The 11,835-nt window shown below is 66.3% G+C and carries 12 protein-coding genes; 4 read left to right on the forward strand and 8 right to left on the reverse strand.

The features are described from left to right. Positions 1-56 precede the first annotated feature (56 nt). The gene (locus tag ACTIFS_RS17665; RefSeq protein ID WP_439575441.1) at positions 57-1,121 is read left to right on the forward strand and encodes a GGDEF domain-containing protein; all 1,065 of its coding nucleotides are present in this window, start codon (positions 57-59) and stop codon (positions 1,119-1,121) included. Positions 1,122-1,127: 6 nt separating this feature from the next. Here ACTIFS_RS17665 and ACTIFS_RS17670 read toward each other — a convergent pair whose 3' ends face one another. From ACTIFS_RS17670 to ACTIFS_RS17705, 8 genes are all read right to left on the reverse strand, one after another. Next, a complete protein-coding gene (locus tag ACTIFS_RS17670) occupies positions 1,128-1,496 on the reverse strand; it encodes a TfoX/Sxy family protein (RefSeq protein WP_439575442.1) in 369 nt (122 codons plus the stop codon). Next, a complete protein-coding gene (sufA, locus tag ACTIFS_RS17675; protein WP_439575443.1) occupies positions 1,496-1,873 on the reverse strand; it encodes a Fe-S cluster assembly scaffold SufA in 378 nt (125 codons plus the stop codon). Before sufA ends, ACTIFS_RS17670 begins: the two co-directional genes overlap by 1 nt. 108 nt (positions 1,874-1,981) lie before the next feature. Continuing rightward, complete coding sequence (locus tag ACTIFS_RS17680) at positions 1,982-2,353, reverse strand: SUF system Fe-S cluster assembly protein (RefSeq protein WP_439575444.1); 372 nt, start codon at positions 2,351-2,353, stop codon at positions 1,982-1,984. 25 nt (positions 2,354-2,378) lie between these two features. Beyond that, complete coding sequence (locus ACTIFS_RS17685; protein ID WP_439575445.1) at positions 2,379-3,635, reverse strand: cysteine desulfurase; 1,257 nt, start codon at positions 3,633-3,635, stop codon at positions 2,379-2,381. Positions 3,636-3,637: 2 nt separating this feature from the next. Beyond that, positions 3,638-4,975 (reverse strand): Fe-S cluster assembly protein SufD, encoded by a 1,338-nt coding sequence (gene sufD / locus ACTIFS_RS17690; RefSeq protein WP_439575446.1) that lies wholly within the window; start codon positions 4,973-4,975, stop codon positions 3,638-3,640. A 10-nt stretch (positions 4,976-4,985) separates the two neighbouring features. Next, positions 4,986-5,741, reverse strand: coding sequence for a Fe-S cluster assembly ATPase SufC (sufC, locus tag ACTIFS_RS17695; protein WP_439575594.1), 756 nt, complete (start codon positions 5,739-5,741; stop codon positions 4,986-4,988). Between the two features lie 76 nt (positions 5,742-5,817). After that, the gene (gene sufB / locus ACTIFS_RS17700; RefSeq protein ID WP_439575447.1) at positions 5,818-7,290 is read right to left on the reverse strand and encodes a Fe-S cluster assembly protein SufB; all 1,473 of its coding nucleotides are present in this window, start codon (positions 7,288-7,290) and stop codon (positions 5,818-5,820) included. A gap of 48 nt (positions 7,291-7,338) precedes the next feature. Further along, complete coding sequence (locus tag ACTIFS_RS17705) at positions 7,339-8,496, reverse strand: cysteine desulfurase family protein (protein ID WP_439575448.1); 1,158 nt, start codon at positions 8,494-8,496, stop codon at positions 7,339-7,341. Between the two features lie 249 nt (positions 8,497-8,745). Here ACTIFS_RS17705 and ACTIFS_RS17710 point away from each other — a divergent pair, with 249 nt between their 5' ends. From ACTIFS_RS17710 to ACTIFS_RS17720, 3 genes are all read left to right on the forward strand, one after another. After that, positions 8,746-9,402, forward strand: a complete 657-nt coding sequence (locus ACTIFS_RS17710; RefSeq protein ID WP_439575449.1) for an alpha/beta hydrolase — start codon at positions 8,746-8,748, stop codon at positions 9,400-9,402. Between the two features lie 155 nt (positions 9,403-9,557). Then, positions 9,558-10,508 carry an aspartate carbamoyltransferase catalytic subunit gene (locus ACTIFS_RS17715; RefSeq protein ID WP_439575450.1) on the forward strand — a complete coding sequence of 317 codons (951 nt, stop codon included), beginning with the start codon at positions 9,558-9,560 and terminating at the stop codon, positions 10,506-10,508. Positions 10,509-10,515: 7 nt separating this feature from the next. Further along, the gene (locus ACTIFS_RS17720; protein ID WP_439575451.1) at positions 10,516-11,814 is read left to right on the forward strand and encodes a dihydroorotase; all 1,299 of its coding nucleotides are present in this window, start codon (positions 10,516-10,518) and stop codon (positions 11,812-11,814) included. Positions 11,815-11,835 lie beyond the last annotated feature (21 nt).

The following is an 11,835-nucleotide window of genomic DNA, read 5'->3' on the forward strand; positions in this document are numbered from 1 at the left end:
CCATGGGAGCGGGGGTCGCAGAAGCGGCCCCGGTTGCCGGGGACAGCGGACCGGACATGTACGATCGTCAGGATGACATCGAGAGAACTTACGGATTTGGCGATCTGGCCCTGGGCCAGATCCGGGGACGACGGCTGGCCGCCATACCCCGGAACTACGAAATCTGGTACAGCTACGCCTCGGGCTATCACACCGAGCTGTCCGACGCCCTGAACACGATCCTGGCCGAAACCCACGGGATCACCCAGGAACAGCTCGACACGATCTACGAAGCCCATCTGTCTCCGAGCCGGATGACCGACAAGATCGATGTCGTCGGCAACCGGGTGATGGACGAGATCGAGCAGGTCATGAGCATGATCGATGCCGCGGCCGGCCAGGCCTCGGCCTATGGCAGCGATCTGGCCGGCGCCTCGGCCCGGCTTGCCGCTGCCTCCAGCACCGATGCCGTGCGCGGCATCATCGAGGCGCTGGTTCGTTCGACCCGCGAGATCGAGGCCAACAACAAGGCGCTGGAACAGCGCCTGAAGGCCTCGCGCACCGAGATCCGCCAGTTGCAGGACAATCTCGATGCGGTGCGCACCGAATCCCTGACCGATCCGCTGACCGCCCTCGGCAATCGCAAATATTACGATCAGGCGATGACCAAGGCTCTGGCCCACGCGAAGAAATGCGGCACGCCGCTGTCGCTCCTCGTCAGCGACATCGACCATTTCAAGAAGTTCAACGACACGTTCGGCCATCTCACCGGCGATCAGGTGCTTCGCCTTGTGGCCCATTCCGTGAAACAGAACGTCAAGGGCCAGGACTTCGCCTGCCGGTATGGCGGCGAGGAGTTCGCCATCATCCTGCCCGACACGACGCTGCGCGCCGCTGTCACCATTGCCGAGCATATTCGCAGGGCGGTGATGACGAAGGAACTGATCAAGCGCTCGACGAGCGAAAACCTCGGTCGGATCACCATCTCGCTGGGCGTTGCGACCTTCCACCCCGGCGACACGCCCATGTCGCTCTACGAGCGCGCGGACCGCTGCCTCTATGCGGCCAAGCGCAATGGCCGCAACCGCGTGATCTGCGAGAGCGACCCGGAACTTGAGTCGGTCCAGCCCAAGGTGGCGTGAGCCCGTTCAGGCGGTCCGGCGCCTTGCTGCTCGCGCCCGCTTTGGTGGCGCCCTCAATGCGGCCTGCCAGGCGATGCCCGCCCATTGCCTGAGATCGTCCTCATCGTCGAAACAGGCGTCAGGCATCCGGCGATAGCTCGTCAGAACCTTCTCGCGCCCCTTCACGGAATAGGTGAAAGGCGCAAGCCCCGCTGCCTCGAACAGCGGCGCCGTTTCGCCATCCGCCTTGAGGTAGAGGCCGGCCCTGATCGCCAGCGCGAAGACGATGCCGTCGCGATAGACCGCATGGCCGGAAAACATCCGGCGGGTGGTCACGCGCGCGAAGGGTGCAAACAGGTCGACGAGAAAATCCGGATCGAAAGCGGGCTCGGCCATCAGGCGCCTTCCAGCGCCTCCGGGCGGGCCGGGTTCAGCGCAATCGATTCTCCGCAGCCGCAGGCCGAGGTCTGGTTCGGATTGTTGAACACGAACTTCGACGACAGCTTGTCGGTCACGAAATCCATCTCCGTGCCGAGCAGGTAGAGAACCGCCTTGGCGTCGATGAACAGCTTGACGTCACGGTCCTCGACGACCTCGTCGAAGCGCGCCGGAGCGTCCACGAACTCCATCGTATATTCCATACCGGCGCAGCCGCCCTTCTTGACGCCCACGCGCAATCCGCCTTCGGCCTTGCCGGCCGAGGCCATGAGCGCTTTGACGCGGGTTGCGGCGGCGTCTGTCAGGCGCATCGCCTGCATGCGGGATGCTGGCATGTCGTCTCTCCGGTCCGACCGGGTTCAAGGCCCGGCGGTCACAGTCTGAAGCCTGAATATAGGGACTCCCTCACCGCGGCGACAGTCGGCCGTGGTGCAAGGCTCCCCTCACCACATGTTGAGGGCGACGCGCGCCTCTTCCGACATGCGGCTCTGGTCCCAGGGCGGGTCGAAGGTCAGGTTCACCTTCACCTCCGAGACGCCAGCGACGGCATTGACCGCATTCTCGACCATGCCGGGCAGTTCGGCCGCCGCCGGGCAGGACGGCGAGGTCAGCGTCATGTCGATGGCGATCTTGCGGTCGTCGTCGATATCGACCCGGTAGATCAGGCCGAGCTCGTAGATGTCGACCGGGATTTCCGGGTCGAACACCGACTTCATGGCCGAGACGATGTCATCGGTCATCCGGTCGAGCTCTTCCGGCGGGATGGCGCCGGCATCGGCGCCCACGGTGGTGTTCAGGGTCTGGGCTTCGTCCATCGGGTTCAAGGTCCGTGGCCAGGGTTCATGCGAACAGAGATTGGGCCCTGATCAGGGCCTCCGCAAGGCGGTCGACCTCCTCGCGGGTGTTGTAGAGGCCGAAGGAGGCCCGGCAGGTCGATGTCACGCCATATCGCTGAAGCAGCGGCATGGCGCAATGGGTGCCGGCGCGGACCGCCACGCCATGGCGGTCGATGACAGTGGCGACATCGTGGGCATGCGCGCCCTTCATCTCGAAGGAGACGATGGCGCCCTTGTCGCGCGCCGTGCCGAAGATGCGCAGCGAGTTGATGGCGCCAAGCCGCTCCTGCGCATAGCGGACGAGGTCGTCCTCATGGGCGCGGATGGCATCGCGGCCGATGGAGCGCATGTAGTCGAGCGCAGCCCCGAGGCCGATGGCCTGGACGATGGCCGGGGTTCCGGCCTCGAAGCGATGGGGGGGGTCGTTGTAGGTGACCGTGTCGGTGGTCACCACGTTGATCATCTCGCCGCCGCCATTGTAGGGCGGCATCCTCTCCAGCAGTTCCTTGCGGCCGTAGAGGACGCCGATGCCGGTCGGCCCATACACTTTGTGGCCGGTGAAGACATAGAAATCGGCGTCGAGACCCTGGACATCCACGTCCATGTGAACGGCCGCCTGCGAGCCGTCGACGAGCACCGGAATGCCGCGCTCATGCGCCATCCGGATGCACTCCCTGACCGGCACGACGGTGCCCAGTGCATTGGACATGTGGGTCAGAGCGACCATTTTCACGCGCGGGCCGAGCAGTTTCTCGAACTCCTCGAGGAGGAAATTGCCCTCGTCGTCGACCGGCGCCCAGACGAGCTTCGCCCCGCGCCGCTCGCGATGAAAGTGCCAGGGAACGATGTTGGAATGGTGCTCCAGAATGGACAGGACGATCTCGTCGCCCTCGCCGATCTGCAGCCCGCCGAAGGAGGTCGCGACCAGGTTGATCGCCTCCGAAGCATTGCGGGTGAAGATGATCTGGTCGACCGAGGGCGCATTCAGGAAGGCGCGCACGCTTTCGCGCGCCGCCTCGTAGGCTTCTGTCGCGGCATTGGCCAGATAGTGCAGCCCCCGGTGCACATTGGCATATTCGGTCTCGTAGGCGCGGCTGATCCGGTCGATGACCGCCTGCGGCTTCTGCGCCGAGGCGGCATTGTCGAGATAGACCAGATCCTTGCCGTAGGGCTTCAGCGACAGGGCCGGGAAGTCACGCCGGATCAGGTCGACGTCGTAGCGTCCGCCCGCTACCGCAGGATGCTGGCCATCGGGGCCCATGGTCAGCCCCTCGCCCGCATCCAGTCGGTGACGGTCGACAGCAGCGCACCGCGCAGTTCCTCGACCATGCCGAGCGGTCCCTCGCCGAAATCCTCGATGGCCTCGCGCGCGAAAGCCTCGACCAGGATGGCCTCCGCCTCGGTGTGCGGAATGCCGCGCGCCTTCAAGTAGAACATCAGGTCCTCGTCCAGTTCGCCGCAGGTGCAGCCATGGGCGCAGGCGACGTCGTCGGCGAAGATCTCCAGCTCCGGCTTGTTGTCCATGGCCGGCCCCTCGCGGAGCATGACCGTCTGGCTCATCATCCGCCCGTCGGTCTTCTGCGCCTCGGGGCGAACGATGATCTTGCCCTGGAAGACCCCGTGCGCCTCGCCGTCCAGCACATGCTTGAACAGTTCGCGGCTCTCGCAGTGCGGCACCGCGTGATCCATCAGCAGCGTGGTGTCCGCATGCTGGCGGCCGTTCAGCAGCGAGACCCCGCGCAGGGTCACGTTGGAGTGCTCGCCCGCGAAGCGAACGAACAGCTGGCTGCGCGAGACGGCAGCGCCGGTCGTCAGCGTCAGCGTGTCGAAATGCGCCCGGGCACCGATCTCGGCATCGAGGGTGGCAAGATGCAGGGCGGCATCGCCCTCGATCTGGCGGCGGCCGTGCTCCAGCGTCGCGCCGTCGCCGACCACGACCTGCATGACCAGGTTTTTCTGATAGTCGAGGCCGGCCGGACCGGCATGGGTCTCGATGATGCCGGCTGAGGCCCCCTCGCCCACCAGCACCAGCACGCGCGACGTGACGAGATGCGCGGTCCCGCCCGATGTCAGGGAGACGAGGTCGAGCGCGTGGCCGACCTCGGCGCCGGGCGCGATCTCGATCACCAGGCCGTCGGTGAGGAAGGCGCCGTTCAGCGCGAAGGCGGTGTTGGCGCGCGCGGCCTCGCTGCCGGCGAGCCGGCCGGCAAGGTCCGGACGCGCCGCCATGGCGGCCGCAAGGGCCGTCACCGTGACGCCTTCAGGCACCTTGTCGGCGTCCGACAGGCTCGGCACATAGGTGCCATCGACCAGCACCATGCGGCAGCCGCCGGTGCGCGGCACGTCGGCCAGCGCGATCTTGGCCGCGAGGATTCGCGAGGCATCGGGAGCCGGTGCAAGCGGACGGGCCTCGCGCATCAGCGTGCGCAGATCGGTATATTTCCACTCCTCGACGCGGCGATGCGGCAGGCCGCTCGCCTCGAAGCGCGAAAAGCTGTCGGCGCGCAGGGCACCGAGGGGGGCTGGCGCGGGCGGCTGGGCACCATAGGCGCCAATCAGCGCCTGCTCGGCCGCCGTGCGGATGGGGGTGACCGCATTCATCGGATGATCCTCACGCCGCCTGGCCGACGATATCGGCATAGCCCTTGGCTTCCAGCTCAAGCGCCAGGTCCGCCCCGCCCGAGCGGACGATGCGACCGGCCGAGAGCACGTGGACGACATCCGGTTTGATGTGGTCCAGCAGGCGCTGGTAGTGCGTGATGACCACGAAGGCCCGGTCCGCGGAGCGCATGGCATTGACGCCGTCCGCGACGATTTTCAGCGCGTCGATATCGAGGCCTGAATCGGTCTCGTCGAGGATGGCGAGCTTCGGCTGGAGCAGCGCCATCTGCAGAATCTCGTTGCGCTTCTTCTCGCCGCCGGAGAACCCGACATTGACCGAGCGGCGCAGCATCTCCGGAGCGATGCCGAGTTCCTTGGCCTTGCCGTTGACCAGCTTGATGAATTCCGGGGTCGGAATCTCGTCAAGGCCCTGCTTCTTGCGCTGGGCGTTGATGGCGGCCTTGAGGAAGGTCATCTGGCCGACGCCGGGAATCTCCATCGGATACTGGAAGGCGAGGAACAGGCCCTTCGCCGCCCGCTCGTCGGGCTCCATGTCCAGAAGGTTCTCGCCATCGAGCAGCGCCTCGCCCTCGGTCACCTCATAGTCCGGACGGCCGGCCAGCACATAGGAGAGCGTCGACTTGCCCGAACCGTTCGGGCCCATGATGGCGGCGACCTGGCCCTTCTCGACGGTAAGGTTCAGGCCGTTGAGGATCTGCTTGTCCTCCTCGGCGAGCCTGGCAGTCAGGTTCTTGATCTCAAGCAGCGACATGGGGGGCGGTCCTGTTCAAAAGCGATGGCCGCGGCAGGGCGGCCGAAACGGGGCGTGGAAGGCGTCAGGCTCAGCCGACCGAGCCTTCCAGCGAAATGGCGATCAGCTTCTGCGCCTCCACCATGAACTCCATGGGGAGTTGCTGGAGCACGTCGCGGACGAAGCCGTTGACGATGAGCGCAATGGCCTCTTCCTGCGTCAGCCCGCGCTGCATGCAGTAGAACACCTGGTCCTCCGAGACCTTGGAGGTGGTGGCCTCGTGCTCGAACACGGCCGAGGCGGTCTTGCTCTCGATATAGGGCACCGTGTGCGCGCCGCACCGGTTGCCGATCAGCAGGGAGTCGCAGTTGGTGAAGTTCTTGGCATTCGTCGCCCGGCGGTGGGCGGAAACGAGGCCGCGATAGGTGTTCTGCGAGGTGCCGGCGGAAATGCCCTTGGAGATGATCCGCGAGCGGGTGTTCTTGCCCAGATGGATCATTTTGGTGCCGGAATCGACCTGCTGGGCGCCGTTGGACACGGCAATCGAGTAGAACTCGCCCTGGCTGTCGTCGCCGCGCAGGATGCACGAGGGATATTTCCAGGTGATCGCCGAACCGGTCTCGACCTGCGTCCAGGAGATTTTCGAGCGCGCGCCGCGGCAGTCGCCGCGCTTGGTGACGAAATTGTAGATGCCGCCCTTGCCCGTGGCATCGCCCGGATACCAGTTCTGGACCGTGGAATATTTGATCTCGGCATCGTCATGGGCGATCAGCTCGACGACGGCCGCGTGAAGCTGGTTCTCGTCGCGCATCGGCGCCGTGCAGCCTTCCAGGTAGCTCACATACGAGCCCTTGTCGGCGATGATCAGCGTGCGCTCGAACTGGCCGGTCTTCTGCTCGTTGATGCGGAAATAGGTCGACAGCTCCATCGGGCAGCGCACGCCCGGCGGGATGTAGACGAAGGAGCCGTCGGAGAAGACAGCGGCGTTCAGCGTGGCATAGAAGTTGTCGGTCGTCGGAACCACCGAGCCGATATATTGCTTCACCAGCTCCGGGTGATCCTGAAGGGCCTCGGAGATCGAGCAGAAGATGACGCCGGACTTCTTCAGTTCCGCCTTGAAGGTGGTGACCACGGACACGCTGTCGAAGACAGCGTCCACGGCGATCCGGTTCTCCGGCGCGACCCCTGCAAGAATCTCCTGCTCGCGCAGCGGGATACCGAGCTTCTTGTAAGTCTCGAGGATGGCAGGGTCGATCTCGTCCAGCGACTTCGGCGCGGCGTTCGATTTCGGCGCGGCGTAATAATACATGTCCTGGAAGTCGATCTGCGGGTAGTCGACGCGGGCCCAGTCCGGCTCGCGCATGGTCAGCCAGCGACGATAGGCGTCGAGCCGCCATTCCAGCATCCATGCCGGCTCGTTCTTGCGCGCGGAAATATAGCGCACGATGTCCTCGGACAGGCCCTTGGGGGCGAGTTCCATCTCGATATCGGTCGAAAACCCGTACTTGTACTGGTCGACATCGATCGAGCGGACCTGTTCGATGGTTTCCTGAACCGCGGGCATGGGCCTCTCCTTCTCCCTGGCGGCTTCAAGGGCCGCAGGTTGGCATTCTCACGCGGCGCGTGCCGCGATCGTCCTTGCATGCGCCGCGAAGGCGCCTGCAAACCGTTCCACGTCTGCCCGTTCCGTCGACCAGCCGAGGCTGACCCGAAGCGCCGAACGGGCAAGGCGCGGTTCCATCCCCATAGCGGCCAGAACGTGGCTGGGTGCCACCTTGCCGGACGCGCAGGCCGAACCGGTCGAAACCGATACGCCGGAAAGGTCCAGCGCGATCAGCGCCGTCTCGCCGTCGAGGCCGGAATGGACGGTCAGGCTGGTATTCGCCAGCCGGTCCGCTGGCAAGCCGACGGCCCGACTGTCCGGTGAGATAGTGACAATGTCCGCCTCAAGCCAGTCTCTCAGTGCACGAAGTCGCTGCATTTCGACATCGATCGTCCCGGCCGAGGCCGCCGCCGCCGCACCAAAGCCGACAATGCCAGTCAGGTTTTCCGTTCCCGAACGCAGCCGTCCCTCCTGCCCGCCACCACGCAACAGGGGCACGAAGGTCACGCGGTCGGACGCACGGACAATGGCTCCGACACCCTGCGGACCGCCGAGTTTGTGGGCCGACAGGAACAGCGCGTCGGCACCGAGCCTTGCTATGTCGAGCGCCAGCCGGCCGGCAGCCTGCACGGCATCGACGACCAGCGCGGCACCGTTGGCGCGACAGAGCGCGGCGACGGCGGCCACCGGCTGGATCACGCCGGTCTCGTTGTTGGCCGCCATGACGGCGACAAGCGCAGGGCCCGGCACCCGGTCCAGCAGGGCGGACAGTTCGGCAAGATCGACCAGACCGGCCGGATCGACAGGGCAGACATGGATGTCGGCCGGGTCGAAGCGGCCGCCCGCCAGGACGCAGGAATGCTCGACCGCCGAGACAATGAGGGAGCGGACCGGCCCCTCCCCGCCCGCTCCCAAGAAGCCCGGCGCGAGCAGCGTGGTTGCGGCTTCGCTGCCACCGGCGGTGAAGGTCACGAGCGAAGGGTCGGCGCCGACAAGGCTGGCCACGCCCGTGCGTGCCCGCTCGATCAGCCGGCGCGCGGCCCGTCCATCGGCATGAACCGACGAGGCATTGCCGGCAATGTCCATGGCTGCGAGCATGGCCTCGCGCGCCTCGGGCCTGAGCGGCGCGGTGGCATTGTGGTCGAGATAGGCCCTGGGTCCTGTCATCCGATCCCGTCTGCAAGCGCGGTCCGAGTGCGCCCGGCTGGAAATGCTTGGCAATCCGGTCCGTGATCGTGCTATAGGCCCGGTCCCGACGCCAAAGAGCCGGTGACGGGCCCCAACGGACCGAGCCGGCTCAGTTTAGAATAATTCTAAGAAATAGAGGGGGCCTGCTCCGCTGTCAAGGACGGCCCCCGCCGCCGCGATGGTCCCCGAGGACTTGAGCGACGGCCTGACGAACGCGAGAGGTTCCTGATGCCTGAGGTGATTTTCGGCGGTCCGGCGGGTCGCATCGAAGGGCGGTATCATCCCGCCAAGAACCGCCAGGCGCCGATCGCCATCATCCTGCACCCGCACCCGCAGTTCGGCGGCACGATGAACAACCAGATCGTCTATAACTGCTATTATCAGTTCGTGAACCGAGGCTTTTCGGTGCTGCGCTTCAATTTCCGCGGCGTCGGGCGAAGCCAGGGCTCTTTCGACCACGGCGTGGGCGAACTGTCAGATTCCGCCGCCGCTCTCGACTATGCCCAGGCGATCAATCCGGAGGCGCGCGCCTGCTGGATTTGCGGCTCGTCCTTCGGCGCCTGGATCGGCATGCAGCTGCTGATGCGCCGTCCCGAGGTTGAGGGCTTTATCTCCATTGCCCCGCCCGCCAACCTCTACGACTTCTCCTTCCTCGCCCCCTGCCCGTCCTCAGGCCTTATCGTCCATGGCGACAAGGACGCCGTGGTGCCGCTGACTTCGGTGCAGGGCCTGGTCGAGAAGCTCAAGACCCAGAAGGGCATCATCATCGAACAGCAGGTGATCGCCGGCGCCAACCACTTCTTCGAGAATTCTCTGGAGGAACTGATGAGCGTCGTCGGCACCTATCTCGACAAGCGCCTCGGCCGGAAGGACGCGGCCGAGTAAGCCCGCCCGGGCCTTCCACGCGGCCTCGCCCCATGGGCTGCGGGGCCGTTTCAGGGGCGTCGGCACGGTGGCACCGGCCGGCCGCCTCGATATCCCCTGCCGGTTCGCGCCGCGCCCTTGCTCTCCCCCTCGACTCCGCTTAAAGGCCGGGGCTCATGAGCCCTGCACCCTCCTCCTTCGTGCTGAACCGCAAGCACCTTCTGGGGATCGAGGGGCTTTCCGCTTCCGAGATCGTCGGACTGCTCGACCTCGCCGAGGAATTCGTCACCCTCAATCGGCAGGTGGAGAAGAAGCGGACGAGCCTTCGCGGCCGCACCCAGATCAACCTCTTCTTCGAATCCTCCACCCGCACCCAGTCCTCGTTCGAACTGGCAGGCAAGCGGCTCGGCGCCGACGTCATGAACATGTCGGTCGCCTCGTCAGCCATCAAGAAGGGCGAGACGCTGATCGACACGGCGCTCACCCTTAACGCCATGCACCCGGACCTTCTGGTCATGCGCCATGCCGCGTCGGGGGCGGTGGAACTGCTCTCCAACAAGGTGGACTGCTCCGTGGTCAATGCCGGCGACGGCACGCACGAGCACCCGACCCAGGCGCTCCTGGACGCGCTGACCATCCGCCGCAACAAGGGGCGCATCGAGCGGCTCACAGTGGCGATCTGCGGCGACATCCTGCATTCGCGGGTGGCGCGCTCGAACATCATCCTCCTGAACACGCTTCAGGCGCGCGTGCGCGCGATCGGACCCTCGACCCTGCTTCCGGCCTCCGCCGAGCGCCTCGGCGTCGAGGTCTATCGCGACATGAAGGAAGGGCTGAAGGACGTCGATATCGTCATGATGTTGCGGCTGCAGCGCGAGCGGATGAACGGCTCCTTCGTGCCCTCGGTGCAGGAATATTTCCACTTCTACGGGCTGGACGAGGCAAAGCTCCGCCATGCCAGGCCGGATGCGCTGGTCCTGCATCCCGGCCCGATGAACCGCGGCGTCGAAATCGCGACATCGGTGGCAGACGGCGCCCAGTCGCTGATCCGCGAGCAGGTCGAGATGGGGGTGGCGGTCCGCATGGCGGTGCTGGAAGCGCTCTCCCGCAACCTGCCGAACGCGTGAGGGCGCGATGCCGCTGACCGATCCGCGCCCCCTGCTCCTCGCCAACGCCCGTCTGATCGACCCGGAGGCCGGCACCGACCGGCCCGGCGGGCTGTTCATCGAGGCCGGCATCATCCGGGATGCGGGCCCGCACCTGACCCGCGAGGCCGTCCCCGAGGGCACCGAGGTGATCGACTGCCGCGGTCTGGTCGTCGCCCCGGGGCTCGTCGACATGCGCTGCTTCGTCGGCGAACCGGGCTTCGAATATCGCGAGACGATCGCCTCGGCGAGCGAGGCGGCCGCGGCGGGCGGCGTCACCACGCTGGTCTGCCAGCCGGCCACCGACCCGGTCATCGACGATCCGGCGCTGGTCGACTTCCTGCTCAGGCGCGCGCGCGACACCGGCATCGTCCGTGTCCACACCATGGCCGCCATTACGAAAAAGCTGGCCGGGCGGGAGATGACCGAGTTCGGCCTTCTGAAGGCCGCCGGCGCGGTCGCCTTCACCGATGGCGCCCGCTCGGTCAGCGACACGCTCGTCATGCGACGGGCCATGACCTATGCGCGCGACTTCGACGCGCTCATCGTCCATCACACCGAGGATCCCGATCTCGTCGGCGAGGGCGTGATGAACGAGGGCGAGTTTTCCACCCGCCTCGGCCTGGTCGGGGTGCCGGTGGAGGCGGAAGCCATCATGCTGGAGCGCGACATGCGCCTGGTGAAGCTGACAGGTGCCCGCTACCACGCCGCCTCCATCACCTGCCGGGATTCGCTGGCCATCATCGCCCGGGCCAAGACCGAGGGCCTGCCTGTCACCGCCGGCGTGACGATCAACCACCTCACCCTCAACGAGAACGACATCGGCAGCTACCGCACGTTCTGCAAGGTGACGCCGCCCCTGCGCACCGAGGACGACCGGCTGGCCCTTGCCGATGCGCTCGCCGACGGCGTGATCGACGTCGTGGTCTCCGACCATGACCCCCAGGACGTCGAGACCAAGCGCCTGCCCTTTGCCGAGGCGGCCCCCGGCGCCGTCGGCATCGAGACCATGCTGCCGGCCGCGCTTCGCCTCGTCCATGCCGGCCAGTTGAGCCTCATCCAGCTCCTGAAGGCCCTGTCCACCCACCCGGCGCGGCTTCTCGGCCTGCCCGGTGGCTCGCTGGCCGCGGGCGGACCGGCCGATCTCGTGGTCATCGACGTTGACGAGCCCTGGGTGCTCGACCGCGACACGCTGAAGTCGAAGTGCAAGAACTCGCCCTTCGACGAGGCCCGCCTGACCGGACGCGTGGTGAAGACACTCGTTGCCGGGCGCCTCGTCCACGGCTAGCCTGCCGGCCCGCCGCCGGAT

The organism is Phreatobacter sp., assembly GCF_051860605.1.
Classification (GTDB): domain Bacteria; phylum Pseudomonadota; class Alphaproteobacteria; order Rhizobiales; family Phreatobacteraceae; genus Phreatobacter.

Excerpts from the sequence above, each read along its gene's own strand:
- ACTIFS_RS17670 (WP_439575442.1), bottom strand. The coding sequence starts at position 1,496 with ATGGCCGAGCCCGCTTTCGATCCGGATTTTCTCGTCGACCTGTTTGCA.
- ACTIFS_RS17685 (WP_439575445.1), bottom strand. The coding sequence starts at position 3,635 with ATGGGCCCCGATGGCCAGCATCCTGCGGTAGCGGGCGGACGCTACGAC.
- sufA (WP_439575443.1), bottom strand. The coding sequence starts at position 1,873 with ATGCCAGCATCCCGCATGCAGGCGATGCGCCTGACAGACGCCGCCGCA.
- sufB (WP_439575447.1), bottom strand. The coding sequence starts at position 7,290 with ATGCCCGCGGTTCAGGAAACCATCGAACAGGTCCGCTCGATCGATGTC.
- ACTIFS_RS17710 (WP_439575449.1), top strand. The coding sequence starts at position 8,746 with ATGCCTGAGGTGATTTTCGGCGGTCCGGCGGGTCGCATCGAAGGGCGG.
- ACTIFS_RS17665 (WP_439575441.1), top strand. The coding sequence starts at position 57 with ATGTACGATCGTCAGGATGACATCGAGAGAACTTACGGATTTGGCGAT.
- ACTIFS_RS17705 (WP_439575448.1), bottom strand. The coding sequence starts at position 8,496 with ATGACAGGACCCAGGGCCTATCTCGACCACAATGCCACCGCGCCGCTC.
- sufD (WP_439575446.1), bottom strand. The coding sequence starts at position 4,975 with ATGAATGCGGTCACCCCCATCCGCACGGCGGCCGAGCAGGCGCTGATT.
- ACTIFS_RS17715 (WP_439575450.1), top strand. The coding sequence starts at position 9,558 with ATGAGCCCTGCACCCTCCTCCTTCGTGCTGAACCGCAAGCACCTTCTG.
- ACTIFS_RS17680 (WP_439575444.1), bottom strand. The coding sequence starts at position 2,353 with ATGGACGAAGCCCAGACCCTGAACACCACCGTGGGCGCCGATGCCGGC.
- ACTIFS_RS17720 (WP_439575451.1), top strand. The coding sequence starts at position 10,516 with ATGCCGCTGACCGATCCGCGCCCCCTGCTCCTCGCCAACGCCCGTCTG.